Annotated in this window: 19 protein-coding genes and 6 tRNA genes; 9 read left to right on the top strand and 16 right to left on the bottom strand. The window is 68.2% G+C overall.

The genetic code is table 11. The features are described from left to right. Nucleotides 1–100: 100 nt before the first annotated feature. From yiaA to ACK6C6_RS07105, 6 genes are all read right to left on the bottom strand, one after another. Nucleotides 101–523 carry an inner membrane protein YiaA gene (yiaA, locus tag ACK6C6_RS07130; protein WP_409266587.1) on the bottom strand — a complete coding sequence of 141 codons (423 nt, stop codon included), beginning with the start codon at nucleotides 521–523 and terminating at the stop codon, nucleotides 101–103. Nucleotides 524–618: 95 nt separating this feature from the next. Next, a complete protein-coding gene (crcB, locus tag ACK6C6_RS07125; protein WP_409266586.1) occupies nucleotides 619–993 on the bottom strand; it encodes a fluoride efflux transporter CrcB in 375 nt (124 codons plus the stop codon). Next, nucleotides 990–1,484, bottom strand: a complete 495-nt coding sequence (gene moaE, locus ACK6C6_RS07120; RefSeq protein WP_409266585.1) for a molybdopterin synthase catalytic subunit MoaE — start codon at nucleotides 1,482–1,484, stop codon at nucleotides 990–992. Before moaE ends, crcB begins: the two co-directional genes overlap by 4 nt. Next, nucleotides 1,481–4,114, bottom strand: coding sequence for a DUF349 domain-containing protein (locus tag ACK6C6_RS07115; RefSeq protein WP_409266584.1), 2,634 nt, complete (start codon nucleotides 4,112–4,114; stop codon nucleotides 1,481–1,483). The genes moaE and ACK6C6_RS07115 overlap by 4 nt, the downstream gene beginning before the upstream one ends. A 64-nt stretch (nucleotides 4,115–4,178) precedes the next feature. Continuing rightward, entirely contained in the window at nucleotides 4,179–4,772 is a 594-nt protein-coding gene (locus ACK6C6_RS07110) for a hypothetical protein (protein ID WP_409266583.1), read from the bottom strand. Between the two features lie 223 nt (nucleotides 4,773–4,995). Next, nucleotides 4,996–6,246 (bottom strand): winged helix-turn-helix domain-containing protein, encoded by a 1,251-nt coding sequence (locus ACK6C6_RS07105; protein ID WP_409266582.1) that lies wholly within the window; start codon nucleotides 6,244–6,246, stop codon nucleotides 4,996–4,998. A 111-nt stretch (nucleotides 6,247–6,357) separates the two neighbouring features. On the opposite strand from ACK6C6_RS07105, the gene ACK6C6_RS07100 reads away from it, so the two are divergent. The 9 genes from ACK6C6_RS07100 (at nucleotide 6,358) to ACK6C6_RS07060 (ending at nucleotide 16,458) form a co-directional block, all read left to right on the top strand. After that, the gene (locus ACK6C6_RS07100; RefSeq protein ID WP_409266580.1) at nucleotides 6,358–7,611 is read left to right on the top strand and encodes an exonuclease SbcCD subunit D C-terminal domain-containing protein; all 1,254 of its coding nucleotides are present in this window, start codon (nucleotides 6,358–6,360) and stop codon (nucleotides 7,609–7,611) included. Continuing rightward, complete coding sequence (locus ACK6C6_RS07095; RefSeq protein WP_409266579.1) at nucleotides 7,608–11,384, top strand: AAA family ATPase; 3,777 nt, start codon at nucleotides 7,608–7,610, stop codon at nucleotides 11,382–11,384. Before ACK6C6_RS07100 ends, ACK6C6_RS07095 begins: the two co-directional genes overlap by 4 nt. Before the next feature lie 51 nt (nucleotides 11,385–11,435). Continuing rightward, nucleotides 11,436–11,645 carry a hypothetical protein gene (locus tag ACK6C6_RS07090; RefSeq protein ID WP_027863734.1) on the top strand — a complete coding sequence of 70 codons (210 nt, stop codon included), beginning with the start codon at nucleotides 11,436–11,438 and terminating at the stop codon, nucleotides 11,643–11,645. A 10-nt stretch (nucleotides 11,646–11,655) separates the two neighbouring features. After that, complete coding sequence (locus tag ACK6C6_RS07085) at nucleotides 11,656–12,825, top strand: methyltransferase (protein ID WP_409266577.1); 1,170 nt, start codon at nucleotides 11,656–11,658, stop codon at nucleotides 12,823–12,825. Between the two features lie 13 nt (nucleotides 12,826–12,838). Further along, nucleotides 12,839–12,915 (top strand) — tRNA-Met (locus ACK6C6_RS07080). 82 nt (nucleotides 12,916–12,997) lie between these two features. After that, nucleotides 12,998–13,231, top strand: coding sequence for a hypothetical protein (locus ACK6C6_RS07075; RefSeq protein WP_036207356.1), 234 nt, complete (start codon nucleotides 12,998–13,000; stop codon nucleotides 13,229–13,231). A gap of 43 nt (nucleotides 13,232–13,274) precedes the next feature. After that, a complete protein-coding gene (dbpA, locus tag ACK6C6_RS07070; RefSeq protein WP_409266576.1) occupies nucleotides 13,275–14,684 on the top strand; it encodes an ATP-dependent RNA helicase DbpA in 1,410 nt (469 codons plus the stop codon). Nucleotides 14,685–14,842: 158 nt separating this feature from the next. Next, nucleotides 14,843–15,949, top strand: a complete 1,107-nt coding sequence (locus ACK6C6_RS07065; protein WP_409266574.1) for a hypothetical protein — start codon at nucleotides 14,843–14,845, stop codon at nucleotides 15,947–15,949. After that, nucleotides 15,946–16,458: a TssQ family T6SS-associated lipoprotein gene (locus ACK6C6_RS07060; protein WP_409266573.1), complete on the top strand. Its 513-nt coding sequence runs from the start codon at nucleotides 15,946–15,948 to the stop codon at nucleotides 16,456–16,458. Before ACK6C6_RS07065 ends, ACK6C6_RS07060 begins: the two co-directional genes overlap by 4 nt. On the opposite strand, the gene ACK6C6_RS07055 is transcribed toward ACK6C6_RS07060, so the two are convergent. The 10 genes from ACK6C6_RS07055 to ACK6C6_RS07010 all read right to left on the bottom strand — a co-directional run bounded on the left by ACK6C6_RS07055 (nucleotide 16,459) and on the right by ACK6C6_RS07010 (nucleotide 23,700). Further along, nucleotides 16,459–18,069: an amidase gene (locus ACK6C6_RS07055; protein WP_409266572.1), complete on the bottom strand. Its 1,611-nt coding sequence runs from the start codon at nucleotides 18,067–18,069 to the stop codon at nucleotides 16,459–16,461. A gap of 138 nt (nucleotides 18,070–18,207) precedes the next feature. Then, nucleotides 18,208–18,783, bottom strand: coding sequence for an elongation factor P (locus ACK6C6_RS07050; protein WP_027863741.1), 576 nt, complete (start codon nucleotides 18,781–18,783; stop codon nucleotides 18,208–18,210). Between the two features lie 110 nt (nucleotides 18,784–18,893). Next, on the bottom strand, nucleotides 18,894–20,066 hold the full coding sequence (gene earP / locus ACK6C6_RS07045) for an elongation factor P maturation arginine rhamnosyltransferase EarP (protein ID WP_409266571.1): 1,173 nt from the start codon (nucleotides 20,064–20,066) through the stop codon (nucleotides 18,894–18,896). 82 nt (nucleotides 20,067–20,148) lie between these two features. Continuing rightward, nucleotides 20,149–20,224 (bottom strand) — tRNA-Glu (locus ACK6C6_RS07040). A 71-nt stretch (nucleotides 20,225–20,295) separates the two neighbouring features. Continuing rightward, nucleotides 20,296–20,371: transfer RNA gene (locus ACK6C6_RS07035), tRNA-Glu, on the bottom strand. Nucleotides 20,372–20,402: 31 nt separating this feature from the next. Then, nucleotides 20,403–20,478: transfer RNA gene (locus ACK6C6_RS07030), tRNA-Ala, on the bottom strand. Nucleotides 20,479–20,543: 65 nt separating this feature from the next. After that, nucleotides 20,544–20,619: transfer RNA gene (locus tag ACK6C6_RS07025), tRNA-Glu, on the bottom strand. A 55-nt stretch (nucleotides 20,620–20,674) separates the two neighbouring features. Then, nucleotides 20,675–20,750: transfer RNA gene (locus ACK6C6_RS07020), tRNA-Ala, on the bottom strand. A 137-nt stretch (nucleotides 20,751–20,887) separates the two neighbouring features. Then, the gene (gltX, locus tag ACK6C6_RS07015) at nucleotides 20,888–22,279 is read right to left on the bottom strand and encodes a glutamate--tRNA ligase (RefSeq protein ID WP_209586095.1); all 1,392 of its coding nucleotides are present in this window, start codon (nucleotides 22,277–22,279) and stop codon (nucleotides 20,888–20,890) included. A gap of 80 nt (nucleotides 22,280–22,359) precedes the next feature. Then, complete coding sequence (locus ACK6C6_RS07010) at nucleotides 22,360–23,700, bottom strand: aminotransferase class I/II-fold pyridoxal phosphate-dependent enzyme (RefSeq protein WP_409266570.1); 1,341 nt, start codon at nucleotides 23,698–23,700, stop codon at nucleotides 22,360–22,362. Between the last annotated feature and the right edge of the window lie 8 nt (nucleotides 23,701–23,708).

Here is a 23,708-nt window from a genome sequence, read left to right as displayed (position 1 = left end):
TTGCTCCCTAGTGGTGTTCTTAACTGAGGAGCAAAATTGGGATGTCTGTCTGCTTTTCAAGATGTGCAACGCAGCTCCCCTTGCACGGCAAGCCGCGTCCTCATTCCACGGCGGCCTTGGGCTCGCCAGGGCGCGCGCCGCCGAGGTCGCGCACGTTCTTCTGGACGGCGACCACGGCGAACAGGCTCAGCACGAAGGACATGGCGTAGAAACCCTTTTCGCTCGGCGCCAGGGTGGCGTTCCACAGGCCGACCGTGAGCAGCAGGATGGCCGAGATCAGCGACACCCAGCACAGGCCGGCGTAGATGCCGGTCACCGGCAAGCCCTCGCTGCGGTCACGGACCGTCTTTTGCAGCGATACCGCTGCAAAGAGGCCGAACAGCAGCAGGGTCAGGTAATAGCCCTTCTCGTTCAGCTGCATCTGGGCATTCCACAGGCCGATCAGGTAAGCGCTGCCGCCGATCAGGAGTGCACCCCAGGAAGCACCGACGAAGGCGGCGGTAGGACGCTGGACGGTTTGCATGGCTGTTTCCTCAAGTTAATGAACTAGCCGCAAACTTATCACGCTCCCCGAGCAGCACGATTGATCTATGCAGGGGGTAGCAGCCCGTGATACCGCTAGCCGCGCAGGACGCGCCATGTGGCGAAGCCTGCCACGCAGAACAGGATCGAGCCGAGCAGGTGCAAGAGGGTATGGGCCAGCGCCCAGCCGTATTCGCCGCGCTGGAGCAGCAGCACCGATTCGCCGGAAAAACTGGAGAAGGTGGTCAGGCCGCCGAGGAAGCCGGTGATGGCGAACAGGCGCCACTCGGGCGACAGGCCGGGATAGGCGCTGAAGAAGCCCAGCGCCAGCCCGACCAAGTAGCCGCCGACCAGGTTGGCCGCCAGCGTCCCGACCTGCACGTAGGCGTGCAGGGTCCCCAGCCAGAGGCCCAGCCCCCAGCGCAGCCAGGCGCCGATCGCCGCCCCGGCACCGACCGCCAGCCAGCTCACGCTTCAGCCCACTTGCGCTTGGCGGAATCGTCGCTGGCGCGCGCGTCGACCCAGCGCGCTCCTTCCGGCGTCTGCTCCTTCTTCCAGAACGGCGCGTCGGTCTTCAGGTAGTCCATGATGAACTCGCAGGCGGCGAAGGCCTCGCCGCGGTGCGCCGAGCTGCAGGCCACCAGCACGATCTGGTCGAGCGGTTTCAAGGGACCGACGCGGTGGATGACCTGCACGCCGAACAGCGGCCAGCGCGCCCTGGCCTGGGCCACGATCTCTTCCAGCGCCTTTTCCGTCATGCCTGGATAGTGCTCCAGCTCCATCTCCGACACGGCGGAACCCTCGTTCAGGTCGCGCACGGTGCCAATGAAACTGACCACGGCGCCCACACGACCGTCGCCCGCGCGCAGGGCAGCGAGTTCACGCGACAGGTCGAAGTCCGCTTCCTGCACGCGGATGTCGGTCACCTGGGCCGATGCCGGCGCGCGCATCGGCACAGTCATCGGCCGTCCTTCGCGTAGCGCGTCAGCAATTGCTCGATGCGCAGTTCGGTGCGGGCGTCAAGCAGCGCCGGCAGCGCCAGCAGCTCGTGCAAGCCCTTGGCAGCGGCGCCCTGCCCCGCGCCGTGGCCCGACTTGTGACCGGACTTGAGCGAGCTTTGCAGCACCTCGACCTGCAGCTTGAGACGCTCGCGCGCGAATTCGGCGCCGCTGTCGATGCCGGCCGCGATCTCCAGGCGCAGCAATTCGTGCAGCAGGCGCTCGCGATTGGCCTCCAGCTGGCGGGCGTGGCCGCTGCGGTCGCCTTCGAGCGCACCAAGGGCGGCCTCGAAGCGCGCATGCAGCACCGGTTCGTAGCCGCCTTCGAGTGGCAGCAGCGCGTCCCAGCGCCCGCGCCAGTCGGAAGGATTGGTGTGGGCGTCGGGATTGACGATGGCGTTTTCCAACGCCTGGATCAGGCGCAGCTTGTCGCGCACGGCGCCGGCCAGCGCCAGCCCGGCGGCGCGGCGCGCCACGTCGGCGTGGTGCTGCACCGCCGCCAGCGCGGCGTGGTAGCGCTTCTCGATGCGGGCCTCGTGGGCGCGCGGCACCGGCCCGATCGCCGCCCACTCGGCCGCCGCCTCGCGCAGCAGCTTGCCGGCGGTGGCGGGAGTCGCATCCGGCGCGGCGGCTTCGAGACGCGCGCAGAGCGCCTCCTTGGCGCTTTCATGGGCGCGCCGTTCGGCGTCCGCCGCATGGGCGTGCTCCTTGCGCTTGGCGAACAGCGCGTCGCAGGCGGCGCGGAAGCGCTGCCACAGCGCCTGCTCGGCCTTGCGCTCGAGCGGCAGCGCACGCGCATGTTCCTGCCAGCGCGCCTGCAGTTCGCGCAGCGCGTCGACGGCGTGACGGTCGTGCGGGTCGAGGGCCAGCGCTTCGTCGATCAGCTGCTCGCGCACGCTCATCTCGCCCTTGCGCTGTTCTTCCAGCGGACGCTGGAGCGTGTTGAGCGCGTCGGAGAACAGCGCGTCGAGGCGCTTCTTGTCCTTGCGGTCGATCGCGCCCAGGTGGCTCCAGGCGGTGCGCAGGCGCTGCACGGTGCCGGACACGTGTTTCCAGTCGGCCTCGCCCGACTCCAGGCGCGCGATCTCGGCCTGGGCTTCCTCGACCAGGGCCTGGCCGCGCGCGGCGTTGGCGTGGCGCTCGTCGGCCAGGTGGCGGAAGTGAGCGGCGGCCGGCGCATAAGCCGCCGTGCAGGCGGCGTCGAAGCGCTCCCACAGCGAGCGCGGCGCGGGCCCCGACAGGCTGTCGAGCGCCTTCCAGCGTTCGCGCATGCTGCCGACCTTCTTGGCCAATTCCCCCATCGCCAGGTTCTGGGTCGATAAGACCTCGACCTGCTTGATGAGTTCTTCGCGCGAGACGTTGCCGCCCCAGCGCGCCCAGTCGGACAGGCGCTTGAGCTCGGCGCGCACGTGGTTCAGGCGCTCGAGCTGGGCCGGCGTGAGGCGCATGCCCTTGTCCTTGCTTTCCTTGAGCGACTTGTCGAGTTCGGCGGCGGTGCCGAGGGAACCCTGCTGCAGCGCCGCTTCCATCGCGTCGAGCCGGTCCAGGAAGTGCTGGTCGGCGCCCTTGTTCTGGGCCTTGGGGGCTTTCGGCGCGGCGGGCGCGGCCGCGGCCGGCCTGGCCGGCTCCTGCTTCGGCTTGGGCGCCTCTTGCGGCAGGCCGGCCAGCAGCTCGTCGAAGCGCCCCTGCAGTTGTGCGCCCGGTCCGTTGGCGGGCAATGCCGGCAGGCGCTGCCATTCCTTGCGGAGCAGTTCGGCCTTCAGTTCCGCCACAGGCTGGGCCTGCCATTGCGCCAGCGCAGCCTCGCGCGCGGCCAGCGCGGCGCGGTCCTGTTCGATGGTGGCCAGGCTGGCGGCCAGGCGCGCCTGCTCGGTGGCGACTTCCGCCACCAGCGCCCGCGGCAGCGAGGCGTGACCCGGCGCGATCAGTGCGGCGGCCTGCTCGCGCGACAAGGCGTCGAGGCGTTCGGCAAAGGCGGCAGCCTCGAGGTCGCCCGAGTCGAGCTGGCGCAGCGCGGCCAGGCGGTCGATCATGGCGCGCTGCAACTGCACCTGGTCTTCCAGGCGCTTGCCGAGCTCGGCGCGGACGGCATCGAACTCCGGCGCCAGTTCCGGAGCGGTGATGACCGCCCATTTGCGGTCGAGCTCGGCAACGTGGTTCGGGGTCAGCAGCTCGTCGCCGAGCAGCGCCTTGGCATGCGCCAGGGCTTCCTGGCCGCGGCGCAGTTCGGCGTCATGGTGGCGGATCGCATCCAGGCGCGACTGCATCAGTTTGGCGACGCGACGATCGGTATTGCGCATTGCCGCATGCACGCGTTCGAGCTGCGGCCGGCTGTGGACCAGCTCGGCGGCGGCAAGGCGCAGTTCGGAGAATTCGGAGGAAAGAATGAAGGCGACGGCAGTTTCCTCGTCGCCGTTCAGGTGCTTGAGCTGTTCGGCCTGCTGCTCGCGCGGGGTCGGCGCCCCGGCGTCCGCGCCCCTCGGCCCGCCAGCTGGCGCGGACGGGCTCGTCGCCGCCGGCGCGCTTCCCGGTTGCTCACCGGAAGCGCCGGCCGGCTTGTCGCCACCCTGCCGCTTGAAAAGGAATTCGAACATGATGAAATCGCACTTCCAAAACCCCCATCATAGCAAAGAACCATGGTGGCGCTTGCCGCGCGCTTCAGTGCGCGGCATAGTGCGGCAGGAACGACACCGCGCCTTGCTTGACCGGATTCCTGACCATGGCGCCGGCCGCGACCTGCCCGGGGCCATAGCCACGATTCTCGTTCTGCCAGGCATCCTGGGCCAGCATCTGGTTGGCGATCGCGAACCAGACTTCGCTCGGCACATGGACGCGCGCCAGCGGGAACAGCTCGCGCTCCTCGCGCTCCAGGCGCTCGAGCAGCAGGTTGCAGCACCGTTCCAGCGCGGCGCCGTAGCCGGCGTCATGCACGGCTGCCGCCGCATGGGCGTCGGCGCGCGCCTCGATGGCGGCCAGGGTCAGGGCATCGAGGTCCGCCAGGAGTCCGGCAACTGCGTCGTCAGCCGCGCGGGCGCGGCGCAGGGCCGGCACCACGAACTTGTCGAGCTTGCGCCAGTAGCAGTTGTCGAAGGCGACCCGCAAGGCGTCGCAGGCCAGCTTGACCTCGCGCGGCGTCGGCATGGCATGCTGCCAGGCGCCCGGTTGCCAACGCTCCAGCAGGGACTGCAGGCCGATGCGCGCGCTGGCTTGCTCGATGGACAGGGTAACCAGCGTGTAGGTGGACGTCAGCATCTTGTCTCCTCTCGGGATAGCTTCGCCAAGGCGAGGCCTGGCGCGGGCCGCGAGTCTTGGCTGGGGAAGCGTTTTTTGTCGGGGTGGGCGGCAGCTTTTATTGTTATGGCCGGCCTCTGGGAACTCGTAGTGTAGAGAGATGCCCCTGCTCGGGTTTGAGGTGGCGCAAGCCCGGACCGGTGGACATTGGAGACTTTTTAGTTGTTGCGATGTCAAAGCACGATTACGGCAACCCGACGGTTCCGGAAGCCTCGAAGGCTGCAGCCAGGCGCATGCCGAAGGTTTCCGGCACGGCATGGATCACCCGCACCCTGGGGCATCCATGCCAGCGCGCACAGCGCTGTACGGCGCCCGCCACGTCCTCGACCAGGCGCTCGCTGAGGCGCACGCCCGGTTCCAGGTGAACGCTACGCAGTTCGAATTCGCCGGCCTTGCGGTGGGCCTTGGCGTCGACCCGGCCGACCAGCGCGCCGCGGCGCAGGATCGGCAGCGTGAAGTAGCCGTAGCGCCGCTTTTGCGCCGGGGTATAGCATTCGAGCCGGTAGTCGAAGCCGAACAGTTCGAGCGCGCGGCGGCGGTCCCAGACGATCGGATCGAAGGGCGACAGCAGCGTCGTCAGGCGCGGCGCCAGCCTGCCCTCCTCCGCCTGGCGCGCAAGCACCGCATGTTCGGGATGGATGTAGAGCGGCTCTCGCCAGCCCTCGACCCGTGCGCGCAGCAGCAGGCCCTGCTCCGCCAGCGCCGCCGGGTCGGGGTGCGGACGCCGGGTGCGGTGATAATCGGGAATCCACGCGGCCCTGGCCAGCCCGAGGGCGCGCACTGCCTGCAGCACGAAGCTGCGGCGCACGTCCTCCAGCGGCGGCAGGTGGCCGTCGTGCCAGCTCGGGTGCACGCGTTCGGCCAGGTCGTAGATGCGCTGGAAGTTGTGGCGGCGCGCGATCATCAAGCGGCCCGCGGTGAACAGCACTTCCAGCGTGCGCTTTTCGGGCTTCCATTCCCACCAGCCGCCTCCTTTCCCGTCGCTGCGCTCGAAGTCGGACGAGCGCACCGGACCTTTTTCACGCACGTGCGCCAGCAGGGCCGCGACCTCGTCGGCGCGCTCGCGCATCCAGTCGGCGGAATACTTCCAGCCCATGGCTTGCGGATCGAGCATGCGGTGGCGGTACAGGCCGTAATCCTCGATCGGCAGGAAGCAGGCCTCGTGCGCCCAGTACTCGAACAGGCGGCCCTCGGCCAGCAGTTCGTCGAGCCAGCCCGGGTCGTAGTCGCCCAGGCGGCTCCACAGCACCAGGTAGGGACTGCGCGCGACCACGCTGATGGTATCGATCTGGAGCATGCCCATGCGCCGGATCGCCGCCAGCACGTCAAGCTTTGCCGCACGGCGGCGGCGCGGCGCCAGCATGTCCTGCGCGGCCAAGTGCAGGGCTCGGGCGCCACTTAAAGAAAGTTCGAAATCCGGCTTGATCGCGCTCATATCCTTATTTTAATAGCAAACCAATACTACTGTAAAAAAACACAGTCTTTTCTTGGGCAACACGAGGAGTCTGCGCTATAGTGAGCGCCGACCCGACTTTCCATAATCACCATGCGGCTGCTTCATACTTCCGACTGGCACCTGGGCCAGACCCTGCACACCTTCGACCGGACCTACGAGCATGCGTGCTTCCTCGACTGGCTCGTGGAAACGCTCGAGGCGGAGGAGATCGACGTGCTGCTCATCGCCGGCGACATCTTCGACAATGCCAATCCGTCGGCAGCCGCCCACCGCCAGCTGTACCGTTTCCTGCAGCAGGCGCGCAGCAGGGTGCCGCACCTGCAGGTCGTGGTCATCGCCGGCAACCACGATTCGCCGGGTCGGCTCGAAGCGCCCACGCCGCTGCTGGAAGCGCACGGCACCATCGTGGTGGGCAACGTGGCGCGCGCGCCGGACGGCAGCGTCGACCTCGAGCGCCTGCTGGTGCCCCTGCGCCGGCGCGACGGGACGGTGGGGGCCTGGTGCCTGGCCGTCCCCTTCCTGCGCCCGGGCGACGTGCCGCGCGTGGCGGCAGAAGATGCATCGACCGCGCTGGATCCCTACCTGCACGGCACCACCGTGCTCTACCGGCAAGCCTTCGCGCTGGCGCAGTCGCGCTGCACGGGGAATGAAGCGATCGTCGCCATGGGCCACTGCCACATGGTGGACGGCCAGTCGTCCCAGGATTCCGAGCGCCGCATCGTGATCGGCGGCACCGAGGCGCTGCCGGCCTCGATGTTCGATCCGGCTGTCGCCTACGTGGCGCTGGGCCACCTGCACCTGGCGCAGCGCGTCGGCGGCCACGAGCACCGGCGCTATTGCGGCAGTCCGCTGCCGCTGTCCTTCTCCGAGGTCGGCTACCAGCACCAGGTGCTGCGCATCGAGCTCGACGGCCCTGCCGCGAAGTCGGTGACGCCGCTGCCCGTGCCGCGCGCGGTGCAATTGCTGCGCGTACCGAGCCAGCCGGCGCCGATCGACGAGGTGCTGGCCGCGCTCGAAGCGCTCGCGCTTCCCGAGGCGCCGCCGCACCAGCAGCCCTTCCTCGAGGTGCGCGTGCTGCTCGAAGGTCCCGAGCCGGGCCTGCGCGCGCGGGTCGAAGCGGCCTTGGCCGGCAAGCCGGTGCGCCTGGCCAAGATCGAACCGACGCGCCGCCACGCCGCGCCGGACAGCGTCGAAGAAGCCCTGAGCCTCGACCAGCTGGCCCAGCTGCAGCCGGACGACATCTTCCGGCGCCTGTGGGCGCAGCGCTACGGCGACGAAGCCCCTCCCGAGCAGTTGGCCGCCTTTGCCGAGCTCACCACGGCCCTGGGTGGAGACGCGGCATGAGGATCCTGCGCATCAGCGGCAAGAACCTGGCTTCGCTGGCCGGCGAATTCCTGGTCGACTTCGAAACCGAGCCGCTCGCCTCGAGCGGCCTGTTCGCCATCAGCGGCCCCACCGGCGCGGGAAAAAGCACCCTGCTCGACGCCCTGTGCCTGGCGCTGTACGACGCCACGCCGCGCCTGCTCAAGCGCGCCGGCAGCCAGCTGCCGGACGTCGGCGGCGACACCGTCTCGGCGCTCGACCCGCGCACCCTGCTGCGGCGCGGCGCCGCCGAAGCCTGGGCCGAGGTCGACTTCGCCGGCAACGACGACATCCGCTACCGCGCCCGCTGGAGCGTGCGCCGCGCCTACGGCAAGCCGAGCGGCGCGCTGCAGCCTTCCAAGATGACCCTGCACCGCCTGCCCGAGCTCGATCCGCTGGGCGGCACCAAGACCGAAGTGGCGGCTGAAATCGTGCAGCGCATCGGCCTGTCCTTCGAACAGTTCACGCGCGCCGTGCTGCTCGCGCAGAACGAATTCTCGGCCTTCCTCAAGACCGACGAGAACGAACGCGGCGAGCTGCTGGAAACCCTCACCGGCACCACGATCTACAGCGACATTTCCCGGCGCGCCTTCGAGCGCTACCGGGCCGAGCAGGAACGCACCCGGACCCTGTCCGCGAAGCTGGCCAACCAGGCCCCGCTGCCGCTTGAGGAACGCGACAAGCTCGAAGCCGAGCGCGTGAATGCCGAGCTGGCGCTGGAAGCGGTCGATGCGCGCCGCGTGGCCCTCGAAGGCGAACTGCGCTGGCACCAGGAAGCCGCCAAGCTGGAGCGCAGCGAAGCCCAGGCCGTGGAAAGCCTGGCGACGGCGCAGGCCGCGCAGCAGGAAGCGGCCGGGCGGCGCCAGCGCCTCGCCACCCTCGATGCGGTGCAGCCGGCCCGGCCGCAGGTCGCGGAAGTCCAGCGCCTGCAGGAAGAACACAAGGCGGCGGCCGAATCGACCGGCAAGCTGGAAAGTGCGCTCGCGACGGCGCTGGATGCACGCCGCCAGGCGGTGCTGGACGTCGACGCCGCCCTGTCCGCCCTTGATGCCGCCGAGAGCGCCTTGCGTGCCTCCGCGCCTCAGCTCGACACTGCCAAGGCGCTCGATGCCGCGATCGCCGCCCTTGCGCCCGCACACGGCCAGGCGTCCAACGCACTGGAAGCGGCCCGTGCCGAGGCGCGCCAGGCGCGCAGCGTGCACGCTGCCAAGGCCGCCGAACACGAGACCGCGAAAGGCCAGCGCGAGCGCGCCGCCGGCTGGCTGGCGCTGCACGCACGGCTGGAACCGATGGCGGCCCAGTGGCCGCGCTGGGACAAGCTGCTGGCCCAGGCCGCGCAATCGGTCGCGCTCGATGCCGGCGCCGCGACCGCGCTGGAGACGGTGAGCCGCCAGGCCCGGCAAGCCGGCGCGCACGAACAGGCCGCCGTCCAGGCGCTGACAGGCGCCACCCGGCGCCTCGATGCCCTCGACACGGCGCGGCGCGAAGCGATGGCGGTCCTCGAGGCCGTCGATCCGCAGGCGCTGGACAGCGAACGCCAGGCCCTGGATGCGCGCCGCGAACGCCTCGCCGCCGCCGAAAAAGCCTGGACGGCGCTGGTCACGACACGCCAGGAATATGCCGACACTGCTGGCGAACTCGACCGGGTGGACACGGCCCGCGCCGCCGCCAGCCGCCTGCTCGAGGAAGCACGCGGCGCCGGCCCCGCCCTCACGGCGGCGCTGCAGCAGGCCGAGAAATCGCTGGCGGCGGCGGAGCTGGCCTGCGCCGCCAACGTGGAGCAATTGCGCGCGAGCTTGCACGACGAGGCGCCCTGCCCGGTCTGCGGTTCGCACCAGCATCCCTACCGCGACGATGGCCGCGAGGACATGCTGCACGCCATGCTGGCGAACCTGCGCGCCGAAGTCGGCAACTGCCGGGCTCACCTGCGCGACAACGAAGCCGTGCAGGCGGCGCAGGCCGCCACCCTGGCCGCCTCTGGCGACCGGCTCGCCGGACTGCAGCGCGAGCGCGGCACCCTGCGCAAGCTGCTCGACGAGCTCGAGGCGGAGTGGGTCGCGCAGCCGCTGGCGGCCGAGGTTCCCGCCGCCGAGGGCCAGGACGATACGGCGCGCCGGGCCTGGTTCGCCGACGCCCGCGAAGCGTCGCGCGCCGCCGCGGCGGCGCTGGACGGCCGCGTCGCCGCCCTGCGCCGCGCCGCGCAGGCGCGCGACGCCGCCCAGGCCGCCTACGACAAGGCGCAGCAGGAACATGCCGGCCTGCGCCAGGCCCTCGACACCGCCCGCGAGGCCGGCGCACGCCTGCAGGCCGAGCTGCGGGCCGCGGCGGTCCAGCGCGACGCCGTCGCCGCCCAGCTGGCAGGATTGCTGGCCGAGCTCGACCCGGTCCTGTCGCATGCCTGCGGCGACGGCTGGCAGGACGCCTGGCGCCGCCAAAGCGCCGCCTGGCGCGACAGCCGCGCCCAGGAGGCCGCGCAATGGCAGCAGCAGACCGAACTGCAGACTCGCAGCAGCGCCGCCCTCGCCACGCTCGAGGCCGAGCTTGCCGGCGCGCTCGATCGCATCGCCCAGGCCGATCGCCACGGCGCCGGGGTGGCCGCCGAGTTCAACCGGATCGACGCCGAACTGAAGGACAAGCGCGCCCAGCGCCTCGCCCTGTGGAGCGGCCGGCCGGTCGCGGAGGTGGAACAGGAACTGCAGGCCGCCGTCGGCGCCGCCCGCAATCACCTGGCTGCACGCCAGGCGGCCGCCACCGAAACCGCGCAGCGCGAAGCCAGCGCCCGCAGCGCGCTGGCCCAGCTGGCCGGGCATATCGCCCATCTGGACGCCGCCGGTGTCAAGGCTGCCGCCGCGCTGGCCGACTGGCTCGAGGACTACCGCAAATCGGCCTTCATCAAGGGCCTCGACCCGATCGAGGACTCGGCCGAACTCGGCCGCCTGCTGGCGGTCGGCGGCACCTGGCTGGCGCAGGAACGTAGCGCGCTTGGCGCGCTCGACGCCCAGGTCGCCAGCGCCACCGCCGTGCTGGCGGAGCGCCGCGCCCAGCGCGGACTGCACGCCGAAGGCGCGCCCGAAAGCGGCCTGAGCCTTGAAACCGTGGCCGCCGCCGTCGAAGCCCTGACAAGCGAGCGCCGCGCGGCCCACGACCTGGCCACCGAACTGCGCATGCGCATCGGCCAGGACGACACCCGGCGCGTGCAGGCGCAGGCGGTGCTGGCCGAGATCGAGCGCCAGCAGCTCGAGGAGCAACGCTGGGGCAAGCTGTCCGAGCTGATCGGCTCCAGCGACGGCAAGAAGTTCCGCAATTACGCCCAGCAATTCACCCTCGACGTGCTGCTCGGCTACGCCAATGCCCACCTCGGACAACTGGCGCGGCGCTACCGCCTCGAGCGCGTCAGCCACAACGGCGCGCCCTCGCTGGCCCTGATGGTGCGCGACCAGGACATGGGCGGCGAAGTGCGCTCGGTCAATTCCCTGTCCGGCGGCGAATCCTTCCTGGTGTCGCTGGCCCTGGCGCTCGGCCTGGCCTCGCTGTCCTCGAACCGGGTGCGGGTCGAGTCGCTCTTCATCGACGAGGGCTTCGGCAGCCTCGACACCGACACCCTGGGTGTGGCGATGGATGCGCTGGACGCGCTGCAATCGCTGGGCCGCAAGGTGGGCGTGATCTCGCACGTGCAGGAGATGACCGAGCGCATCGCCACCAAGGTGCTGGTGCGCCCGGCGGGGGGCGGCAGCAGCGCGGTCGTGGTCGAGTAGCCGGCGCGGGTGTAGAATGCCGCTCTTCCCGAAACTCAGACAGACACTCCCATGAAGCCAGCTCGCTTCCTTACTTTCAAGTGCGCCAAGTGCGCCAAACCGGTCAAGGTCACCCTGCAGAAGGTCTCGGCCTGCTCGCACATCCAGCCTTACCTGGGCGTCTGCGAATGCGGCGAGCCCAAGCGCCACGCCACCGGCAGCCCGGACGCGGTCAAGTCCTATCTCGAATCGGCCGACGGCAACTGGCACCACCATCACTGATCGGCCTTCGATGAGCGACATCACGTGGCTGGAAGGTGGTACTGAACGCTCGGCGTCCTGGCGCTCGGAAAGCGGCTGGCCGGCGCCGAAGAAGGTGGTCGTCGCCGACGACACCATGAACGCCGACACCGCCTACCGGCTCGCGCTCGAGGGCACCGCCCTGCTGTGGCGCGGCGACTTCCAGAACGCGCGCCAGCTGCTGAGCGCCCTGGTGCGCCGTGTCGAGCACAAGAGCGATCGTGCGCGCCGCGCCAAGGCGGGCAAGCCGCCGGCGACACCAAGCGAACAGTTCCACCGCCACCGCCTGCAGCAGCTGCAGCGTGCGCGCACGCTTGCCATGCTCCTGATCCCCTTCGAGGCCGGCCACGTGATTCCGCTGCGCCGCGCACCCGACGTGCGCGAGGCCTGCCTCGAGGCCTACGGTCCGGCGGAGAGCCCCTATGTCGCTTCGCTGCGCGAGCTGCTGGGCGTGATCGGCGCCCACGAATGGCGCCGCAAGGGCGTGCGCATCGCGGCGCTCGATGCGAACATCCACCCGTGGTACGGCGTGTTTTCGCCGGTGCGCGGGGAATACGTCGAGCTGGTGGCCCAGGCTCCGCTGCCCAAGGCTGCAAAGCTGGCCTTCGACATCGGCGCCGGCACCGGCGTGCTGTCGGCGGTGCTGGCGCGGCGCGGCATCGAGCGCGTGCTCGCCACCGACATGGATGCGCGCGCACTCGGCTGCGCGCGCGAGAACATCGCGCGCCTCGGCCTGGCCGCCCAGGTCGAGGTGATCCAGGCCGACCTGTTCCCCGAAGGCCGTGCTCCCCTGGTGGTGTGCAATCCGCCCTGGCTGCCCGGCAAGCCCAGCTCGGCCATCGAATATGCGATCTACGATCCCGACAGCCGCATGCTCAAGGGTTTCCTGGGCGGCCTGGCGCAACACCTGGAACCCGGCGGCGAAGGCTGGCTGATCCTGTCGGACCTGGCCGAGCACCTCGCGTTGCGCACGCGCGAACAATTGCTGGGCTGGATAAGGGATGCCGGGCTCGACGTTGTTGCCCGGCACGACGTACGCCCGACCCATGGCAAGGCGACCGACCCCGACGATCCGCTGCACGCGGCCCGCTCGCGCGAAGTGACATCGCTGTGGCGCCTGCGAGCAATCGAAGATTGCACAAGCCGCCAATCCGCGCTATAATATTTTTCTCAGACGCGGGGTGGAGCAGTCTGGCAGCTCGTCGGGCTCATAACCCGAAGGTCACAGGTTCAAATCCTGTCCCCGCAACCAAATACCGATAAAAGCCCGACTCTTGTAGCCGGGCTTTTGTTTTCTGCGGCAGCAAAAACGACGCAGCGCAGCATCCAGGCAGATGAGAGACAAGAAAGACAACGCGACAATCGACCTGCCGGGCTTCGAGCCGGCCGCACCGCTTGACCCCGTTGTCGAACCGAAGCGCACCGCTCCCCGTGCGCGTCGCGCCTCGCTGAAACAGGAGCAGCTGGAACTGCTCGAAGAAACCGACACCACCGGCCTGCCCGTCTGGCGCCGCGACGAGAACCTCGACCTGACCGGCCTGCCGGTGTGGGCGCCGGCCTCGGCGTAGTCCGGCATATGGCTACACTTGGCCAAACCCTGGCAGGACACCCATGAACACGCAACCCTTCACTTCGCTGCCCCTGGCGCCGCGCTTCCTCGCCAACCTTGCCACCCTGGGCTACCACGGGATGACGCCGATCCAGGCCGCCTCGCTGCCGGCGGTGCTGGAAGGACGCGACCTGATCGCCCAGGCCAAGACCGGCAGCGGCAAGACCGCCGCCTTCGGCATCGGCGTGCTGCACAAGCTCAACCCGGCCTGGTTCGCGGTGCAGGGCCTGGTGCTGTGCCCGACACGCGAACTGGCCGACCAGGTCGCGAACGAGCTGCGCCGACTGGCGCGCGGCGTCGGCAACGTCAAGATCCTGACCCTGACCGGCGGCGTCGCCATGCGCCCGCAGATCGCCTCGCTCGAGCACGGCGCCCACATCGTGGTCGGCACCCCGGGGCGCATTCGCGACCACCTGGGCCGCAACACCCTCGACCTGTCGAAAGTCCAGACCCTGGTGCTGGACGAGGCCGACCGCATGACCGACATGGGCTTCTACGACGAGATCGAACGCATCGTCTCGGCCTGCCCGCAGCGCCGCCAGACCCTGCTGTTCTCGGCCACCTATCCGGACGACATCCGCTTCGCCACCGCCGGCTTCCTGGTCGATCCGCTCGAAGTGGCGGTCGAGAGCCAGCACAGCGCGGATAGAATCGAACAGCGCTTCTACGAGATCGGCTTCGAAGGCCGCGACGAAGCGGTGGCGCAGTTGCTCAAGCACTACCAGCCGGTCTCCACCCTCGCCTTCTGCAACACCAAGGCCCATTGCCGCGAGCTGGCCGATCACCTGCGCGAGCAAGGCTTCTCGGCACTGGCCTTGTACGGCGAACTGGAACAGTGGGAGCGCGACGAGATCCTGGTGCTGTTCGCCAACCGCAGCTGCTCGGTACTGGTGGCAACCGACGTCGCCGCGCGCGGCCTCGACATCGCCAACCTCGACACCGTGATCAATGCCGACGTCTCGAAGGACCCGGAAGTGCACGTGCACCGCATCGGCCGCACCGGCCGCGGCGGCGAAAGCGGCCTGGCGCTGACCCTGGCCGCGCCGAACGAAAAGAAATGGGTGCGCCTGATCGAGGAATACCAGGACGCGCCGGCCGAATGGCACAAGCTCGACGAGCTGGGCGAACACCCTGAAGCAGCCGCGCCGGCCCCGATGCTGACCCTGCACATCGCCGGCGGCAAGAAGGCCAAGCTGCGCCCGGGCGACATCCTCGGCGCCCTCACCGGCGACGCCGGGTTGACCAAGGAACAGGTCGGCAAGATCAACGTCGGCGAGTTCGCCAGCTACGTGGCGCTCGACCGCCACGCCGCCCACGCGGCAGTCGCCAAGCTGAACGACCGCCAGGCGCCGGGTCCGGAATTCGGCGTGATCAAGGGCCGCTACTTCAAGATGCGCTTCCTCGAAGTGTGAGTACGGACGGCTGTTTGTAACGAAGTTGTAACAGCCGCGCACGGTTGGCTCAGCAGCGCCACCGGCGCGGCAAATCTGGCATTATTTGTCAAAATACAAATACCGCGCCGGGACACATTCCGGACAGCCTCCTGCGTGTCAGGGCGCGGCTCGACGCCATGATGACCAGCACTCCCGTAACCCAGCAACAGCAGACCGACGGCCGGACCGTGCGCGAAGTCGTCGAGTTCAACCATGAACTCGTCAACGAAGTCTGGTGCCGGCGCATTTTCCGCCAGATCCTGCAGTCGCTCGAACTGCAGTACGCGATGCAGATGCCGCACCGCCCGATCAGCCCCGACACGGTGCTGGTGCTCGACTCCGGCGACCCGATGCTTCTGCCCTCGCCGGACGTGGGCAGTGCCTGGTCGGAAGCGGGCGACATGCACGACCTGGCCGCCGTGGTCCATTACGCCATCACGCGGGAATATCCGCCCGCGGCGCCGCTGCAGGGGCGGCTGTCCGGCAACGGCGGGGACCAGTACAGCGACAGCTTCGTGACCGCCGTCGACCGCTGCCTGTCGCCCGATCCGCAACAGCGCCCCCACAGCATCGAACAATTGCGCAACCTGCTCGGCATCGTGCCGCTCGGTCCGCCCGTTCCCGCGCAGGCGCTGTCCCCGGTGCCGCCGGAGCCGACGGTGTCCTTCCTCAGCGAACCCGCGCCCGTCAGCGAAAGCAGCGGACTGAAGCGCTGGCTGTTGCTGGTTGCCGCGGCGACCGTCCTGCTGGCGGCCCTCGGCGCCCTGTTCGCCCTGCTGCACGGGGCCGACTCGCGCGACACCGTCACGCTGGCCCTGCCGGGAGACGGCGACACGGCAGCCGCGGCGCCTGAAACACCTGCCCCCGCCCCGGCAGTGGCGGGAGCGGACGCCGGCCTGTCCGATCCGTCCATCCTCGCCGCAAGCGATCCTGCCGCACTTCCCACTCCGGCGGCGCCGGCCACCGAGACGCCGCCGGCGACCGGCCAGCCGGCCACGGCGCGCCCGGTAGCAGCCGCGGCAGGCGCTACCTATAAACTGGTGATCAAACCCTGGGCCATGGTGCAGGTCGACGGCGTCGACCACGGCGCCAGCCCGCCGCTCAAGCGCCTGACGCTGGCGCCCGGCCAGCACACGATCCGCATCGTCAACCCGAATTTCCCCGAGCACACCGTGATGGTCAACGCCGTCAAGGGCGCATCGGCGACCATCGAACTGGATTTTACTGAAGAGGAGGTGGAGTGAACCTGCGCATCCCGAACCATGGCTTGCGTGCCTGCCTGCTCGGCGCCGTGATGCTGCTCGGCGGCTGCGCCGAATTGAATTCGCAGCTCAATTCCATCATGGGCAAGAACGATCCGCCGCGTCCCCGTGCGCGCGTGGACGACCGCTCCCACCCGCGCGCCGAGCGTGTCGAGCGCACCGAGCGCCCGGCCCCGCGTCCTGAGCGCCCGGCCTCGAACCGCGACGACGCCGCCCTGCGCGAAGGCATCGCCCTGTACCACGACGGCGACTTCAACGGCGCGATCAAGCGCTTGAGCTCGAACGACATGAACAGCGGCTCGGTGCGCAACCGCGTCAGCGCGCTCAAGTACACCGCGTTCAGCTATTGCGTGACCAACCGCCCTACTCCATGCCGCCAGGCCTTCGAACGGGCGCTGCGGCTGGATGCGTCCTTCGACCTGAGCCCCGGCGAACAGGGCCACCCGCTGTGGGGGCCGCAGTTCGCCAAGGCCAGGCAGAACGTACGCTGATTACAGCTTCACGTTGATGGTCGCCGGATACACCGGCGCGCGGCGGCGCTTCGATGCCTGTTCGTAGGCATAGGCCATCCCGATCAGGGACGCTTCGCTCCACGCCCCGCCGACAAACGAGATCCCCACCGGCAGGCCGCGCGTAAAGCCGGCCGGCACCGTGATGTGCGGATAGCCCGCCACCGCGGCCGGGCTCGAGAAGCTGCCGCCGTAGTGGTCGCCGTTGACGTAGTCGGTGAGCCAGGCCGGGCCGCCGGTCGGCGCCACCAGGGCGTCGAGCTTGTGCTCCTTCATCACCTGGTCGATGCCTTCGTCGCGCGAATAGCGCAGGTCGTTGGCCAGGGCTTCGCGGTACTCGCGTGCGTCCAGCCCCGGCTTGGCCTGGGCCGCGACCAGGTGTTCCTGCTTGAAGTACGGCATCTCGCGGGCCGCGTTCTTTTCGTTGAACGCGATCACGTCCGCCATGTTCTTGACCGGCGCGTGCGGCGCGTAGTTCTTGAGCCAGGCCTCCAGGCCCGGCGCGAATTCGTACAGCAGCACCTGCAGCTCGCTCTCGTTGTACTTGTCGACGTTCGGCACTTTCACGTCGACCAGGGTGGCGCCCTGCGACCTCAAGACCGCCAATTCCTTTTCGATGATCGCGTCGACCGCGTCATTGCTGCCGAAGAAGTTGCGCGCGACGCCGATGCGCTTGCCCTTCAGGCCGTCAAGGCGCAGGGCCGCCGCGTAGTCGGCCACGCGGCTCTTGCTGTCGGCGGTCGCCTTGTCGTCGGGATCGGGGCCGGCCATGGCGGCCAGCATCAGGGCCGCGTCCGCCACGCTGCGGGTCATCGGGCCGGCCGTGTCCTGCGAATGGGCGATCGGGATGATGCCGCTGCGGCTGAGCAGGCCCAGGGTCGGCTTGATGCCGACGATGCCGCAGGACGAGGAAGGCGAGACGATCGAGCCGTCGGTCTCGGTGCCGACGGTCAGGGTGGCCAGGCTGGCCGCGGCGGCGGCGCCCGAGCCCGAGCTGGAACCGCTGGTATTGCGGTCCAGCGCGTAAGGGTTCTTGGTCTGCCCGCCGCGGCCGCTCCAGCCGCTCACCGACTTGGTGGAGCGCATGTTGGCCCATTCGGACAGGTTGGTCTTGCCGATGATGACGGCGCCGGCATTGCGCAGCAGGGTGACGACGTGCGCGTCCTTCACCGCGCGCACGCCGTCGAGGGCGAGCGAACCGGCGCTGGTGCTCATGCGGTCGGCGGTGGCGATGTTGTCCTTCAACAGGACCGGGATGCCGTGCAGCGGGCCGCGCAGCCGGCCGCTGGCGCGTTCGCGGTCCATCTCGGCCGCGATCTTGAGGGCATCCGGATTGGTTTCGATCACCGAATTCAGGCGCGGGCCGGCCTTGTCGACGACGGCGATGCGCGCCAGGTATTGCTGCACCAGGGAGCTTGACGTGAGCTTGCCGGCCGCCATCTGGGCCTGCTGTTCGTGCACGCCGGCATCCAGGATGCCCGCTGCGGCCCCGCCCGGCGCCTTGGTCGCGGCTTGCGCCCCTGCGCTTGCCGCGGTGGCGCCCGCCGCCATGCCTGCGCTTACTCCGAGCCGAACGAAATCCCTGCGTTTCATACACGTCTCCATGTCAAATAATGCATGAGCATAGCAGTAAAAATTACTCATGTGACACGTCGCCGGTGATATCGCCCTGCCGCGTACTGGCGAAAAAAAACGCTGCCGAAGCAGCGTTTTTCCTTGGGCGTTCGACGCTTAGTTACGAACGACTTTCTTGTACTCGTTGGTGCGGGTGTCGATTTCGATGACGTCATCGGTGCTGACGAACAGCGGCACCATCACGGTGTGCTGCTTGGCTTCGATGGCGTTCTCGATCTTGGCTTCCTTCAGGACGTTGCCCGAGGTGTTGCCCTTGACGGCCGGCTCCGAGTACACGACCAGGCGTGCGATGGTGGTCGGCAGTTCGACCGAGATGGCCTTGCCGTCGTAGAACACGGCTTCGCATTCCATACCGTCTTTCAGGTAGTTGATGGCGTCGCCCATGTTCTCTTCTTCGATTTCGTACTGGTTGTACTCTTCGTCCATGAAGACGTACAGCGGGTCGGCGAAGTACGAGTAGGTCACCGGCTTCTTGTCCAGCACGACCACGTCGAACTTGTCGTCGCCGCGGAACACGTTTTCCAGCGGAGCGTTGGTCAGAAGATTCTTCATCTTCCACTTGTAGGTGAAGCCCGTGCGGCTCGAACCGTTCACGTCCGAACGCAGCACGATGAATGGCTTGTCTTCGACCATAATGATGTTGCCAACACGGATTTCTTTAGCGAATTTCATAGTAGTTTTACGTAAAAAGTAAGTTGCATTAAATCAGCGGTGGCTATGAGCGAAGAAAGCTTGGGAGCCTACGTTTGATCCTGTGGTATTCGTTACAAACTAACCGCGCATTATACCGGATTTTGCGCAGCGAGCCTCAGTTCACGGGCGAAATCCAGCAGCTTCGTCGTCAAATCGCCATGGGCGAGCACTTCGCCCCGCCATTCTTCTGCACGAATGGCAATGCGGGGCAACTCACCTTGCAAGTCCTGCCACGCGACCGGCATCGGATCGATATCGATGGCGCCATTCCATCCAAGCGAGAAGCGCTCGAGCGCCGGCAATCCGTTCGCATAACGGCCGAGGAAGGCGCGCAGTTTTTTGTGATGCAGGTTTTCGTCTTGCGGATAGATATGCCAGACAAAAGGCCGCCCCGCCCATTGGGCGCGCACGAAAGAATCCTCGCCGCGCACGAAATTCAGGTCGCAGGCCCACAGCAGCCGGTCGTAGTCGGGTTGCGGCACGAAAGGCAGCACCCGCACGGTGAGCGCGCCGGCCGTAGCGCTGTCACCGGCACGCGCGCCGCTCCCCATGAATGCCTGGACCGCCTCGGCCGCCACGCCTTCCGGCACCACGCAAGTCACGGGCCGGACGCCTTCCGACCAGGCGCGCAGCAGCTCGGCGACCGGCGCATGCGGATAGCAGAACAGCGAGACTTTCAAGGCGTCCATCTCCGCGGCAGGCAGGCCGAGGCCGCCGAGGAAGGCAGCCATCGCGGGAGGGTCGGCCTGGAAGGCCAGGCGTTCCTCGTCGAGCCCGGCTTCGTGCAGCACGCCGCCGGTCTTCGCGGTAAATCCCGGGAAGAAGAAATGCTTGGTCAGTTTCAGGCGCGGATGCATGGACGGCAGGCGGTGGCAGCCCTCCACCCACTCTTCCGCCGTCAGGCCTTCGAGGTTGAACCACACCGGTCGCGGCGTGCGCTGCGCCATGGCCGCGACATAGCCGGGCGGAATGTCGACCGCGAAGAATTCGATCACGATGTCCGCGACCTCTTCCGGCGCGAATGTGCCTTCCTGGTCGCGCCAGTGACGAACGAGCACGCCCTGCACCGTCTGCGCGGCGGCGGTGACGTCGACCTCCGGGCAGATGCGGCGGAAACTGTGGAGATCGTCGACCCAGAGGCTGACGTGGACGCCATGTTCGCGCCACAGCTGGCGCGCCAGGCGCCAGCAAATGCCGATGTCGCCGTAGTTGTCGACGACCTTGCAGAACAGGGCGAGGGTAAGAGCTGGAGTGAATGGCATGTCGATACGCGAAAGCGTTGGACAAAATGAAAAACCGGAGCACCTCTCCGCGCATGCGCGTTGATCTACTCCGGTTTTATGCTGGCGTCCCCACGGGGATTCGAACCCCGGTACTCACCGTGAAAGGGTGATGTCCTAGGCCTCTAGACGATGGGGACCTTGAACTGTACTTGCTGCTGTTTACTACGAATTGCACCGCACCGCGGTGTCAATCTTGCTGCCAAATTCTTGGCGTCCCCACGGGGATTCGAACCCCGGTACTCACCGTGAAAGGGTGATGTCCTAGGCCTCTAGACGATGGGGACCCGGACGGTCAGAACTGTTGTTTTTCCTACGTGGTGGAGGTAAGCGGGATCGAACCGCTGACCTCTTGCATGCCATGCAAGCGCTCTCCCAGCTGAGCTATACCCCCTACGGGAAAACAACATTCTAACATACTGCAACTACTTCTACTACTGCGTGCCGCTGGTTGCACGCTGGCGTCCCCACGGGGATTCGAACCCCGGTACTCACCGTGAAAGGGTGATGTCCTAGGCCTCTAGACGATGGGGACCTTGAACTACCGCACTACTTTACTACCGCGACCTGATTACTGCCGCACTCCAGAGTGGTGGAGGTAAGCGGGATCGAACCGCTGACCTCTTGCATGCCATGCAAGCGCTCTCCCAGCTGAGCTATACCCCCTCTTTTCACACTGTCGCAAACTACTTCGTACTGCCTGTTTGCTACCGTGTGCTGCTGAAGTGCGAGCATTATAGCGGAGCGCCTTGCATTTCGCAAATACCCATTTCGAGAAAATGCGCGCTCCGCAAAAAAACAATTTAGAGGTACTTCGCGATGCGGGTTAACACCACGTCGCGGCCGAACAGTTCCAGCACCGCATCGATGGCCGGCGTCTGCAGCTGGCCGGTGACGATCAGGCGCAGCGGCATGGCGATCTGCGGCATCTTCAGGCCGTGCGCGCCCAGCACTTCCTTGAACATGGCGGCGATCGCAGCCTTGTTCCATTCCACATCCTTGCAGCGCTCTGCGAAAGCGGCCAGCGCCGGGCGCACCGCATCGGTCAGGTGCTGGGCCAGCAGCGCGGCATCGGGCTGCGGTTCGCGATAGAACAACATGGCGGTATCGGCCAGCTCGTTGATGGTATTGGTGCGATCCTTCACCAGCGCGATCACGGTCGGCAGCGCCGGTGCGTTCTCGAATTGCGCGCCCTGCTGCTGCAGCACCGGACGGGCCAGGCCGGCCAGGCGCTCGTTGTCGGCCTGCTTGATGTAATGGTTGTTCAGCCAGGCCAGCTTTTCCGGGTTGAACTGGGCCGCCGACGCGGTCAGGTGCTCGAGGTTGAACCACTCGGTGAACTGCTCCATCGAGAAGATCTCGTCGTCGCCGTGGCTCCAGCCCAGGCGCGCCAGGTAGTTGAGCATCGCTTCCGGCAGGTAGCCCTGCTCCGGATACTGCATGACGCTGACCGCGCCGTGGCGCTTGGAGAGCTTCTGGCCGTCCGCGCCCAGGATCATCGGCAGGTGGCCGTACTGCGGCAGCTCGGCGCCGAGCGCGCGCAGGATGTTGATCTGGCGCGGCGTGTTGTTCACGTGGTCGTCGCCGCGCAGCACGTGGGTGATCTTCATGTCCCAGTCATCCACCGACACGCAGAAGTTGTAGGTCGGGGTGCCGTCCGGGCGCGCGATGATCAGGTCGTCGAGCTCCTTGTTGGCGATGGTGATCGGGCCCTTGACCACGTCGTTCCAGGTGACTTCGCCATCGAGCGGGTTCTTGAAACGCACCACCGGCTTGACGCCTTCGGGTACCGGCGGCAGGGTCTTGCCCGGCTCCGGACGCCAGGTGCCGTCGTAGCGCGGCTTCTCGCCGGCTGCGCGCATGCGCTCGCGCATCGCCTCGACTTCTTCCGGCGAGCAGTAGCACAGGTAGGCAGTGCCCTGCTCCAGCATCGAGGCCACCACCTCGCGGTAGCGGTCCATGCGCTGCATCTGGTAGAACGGGCCTTCGTCATGCGACAAGCCGAGCCACTGCATGCCGTCCAGGATCGCCTGCACGGCTTCCGGCGTCGAGCGTTCGAGGTCGGTGTCTTCGATGCGCAGGATGAAGGTGCCGCCGAAGTGGCGTGCATAGGCCCAGGAATACAGCGCGGTGCGGGCGCCGCCCAGGTGGAGGTAGCCGGTCGGGCTGGGTGCGAAACGGGTGCGGACGGTCATGTCTGGATGCAAGAAAGGTAAAGGAGTTATTTTACCCCGCCGTCCTTGGCTCACGCACCCATGCGCGCACCCGCCCTGCTTCAGGCCTGCGTGGACGGCTGCAGCAGTGGCCGCGGCGCCGCCAGGGCGCGCCGTACCGCCTCGGCCAGCTGGCGCGCGGCGCGCCGGACCTGGGCCGGCGTATGCCGCGCCATCAATTGCAGGCGCAAGCGCGCCGCGCCGAGGGGCACGCCGGGAAATTCCATCGGGTTGACGAACACCTGCCGGCGCGCCAGCAGCATGCCGGCGATCCGCGTGGCGGATTCGGGGCCCAGCAACAGCGGGACAATCGGCGACGGGTTGCCCAGGCAGCGCAAGCCCTCCTCCTGCAACAGGGCGCGCAGCTCGACCGCGTTGCGCATCAGGTCGGCGCGCAGGCGCTCGCCTTCCTCGCCGGTCGCGATGCGCAGGCACTCCAGCACGGTGGCGGCCTGCACCGGCGACAGCGCATTCGAGAACATGTGCGGCCCCGCGAACAGCTGCAACTGGCGCCGCACGCTGGGCTCAAGGCAGGCCACGAAGCCGCCGTTCGAGGCGAAGGTCTTGGAAAAGGCGCCCATCACGATGTCGATCTTGCCCAGCATCCCCTGGGCGCCGATCACGCCGCTACCGCCCGGCCCCACCGCCCCGAGGTCGTGCGCCACGTCCACCAGCAGGGTGGCGCCATACTCGCGGCACAGGTACTGCATCAGCGGCAGGTCGGGACTGTCCGCATCCATGCTGAACAGGCCTTCGGTGATGACCAGGATCGCACCGTTGGCATCTACCGCGCGCAGGCTGGCCAGCAGTTCGCGCAGGTGGTCGCAGTCGTTGTGGCGGAACGCGGCGACGTTGCGGGTGGCCGCGTGCGCGCCCTGGCGCAGCGAGGCATGGGCCAGGGTGTCGATCAGCACGTGGTCGCTGCCGTGCACCAGGGCGGTCACGGCGCCGAAGGCCGCGCCCCAGCCGGTCGGGAACAGCACCACCTGGCTGCAGTCCAGCAGCTGGCCGATCGCCTCCTCCAGCGCACTCGAATAGCGGCTGTTGCCGAGCAGGATGGCCGAGCCGGCGCTGTGCGGCCCGCATTCGGCCATCACGCGCATGGCCGCGTCGATGACGGCCGGGTGGGCGGACAGCGACAGGTAATCCTGCGAGGCGAAGTTGATGCCCTGGCGGCGCTCGACGGTGGCCAGCGGCGCCGGCGGGCCGTCCAGGGTGCGGCCATAGGGCCAGACGCCGTGGCGGGCGCGCAGCGCGCACCACTCGTCGAGCGGCGCGGCGCGGCGCAGCAGGTCGCGTCCGCGCGGCTGGCGGAACAGGGCGACGTTGCCGCCCAGCGCGCCCGACGCGGCCAGCGCGTCGAGGTCGTGGGCGGGATCAAAGGGAATCGGTTCATTCAGCACGGCATCCT

This window comes from Massilia sp. BHUDP2, from assembly GCF_046236355.1.
Lineage (GTDB): Bacteria > Pseudomonadota > Gammaproteobacteria > Burkholderiales > Burkholderiaceae_D > Telluria > Telluria varians.
The sequence above is the reverse complement of the archived record's forward strand: the minus strand, read 5'-3'. Positions and strand labels throughout refer to the sequence as shown.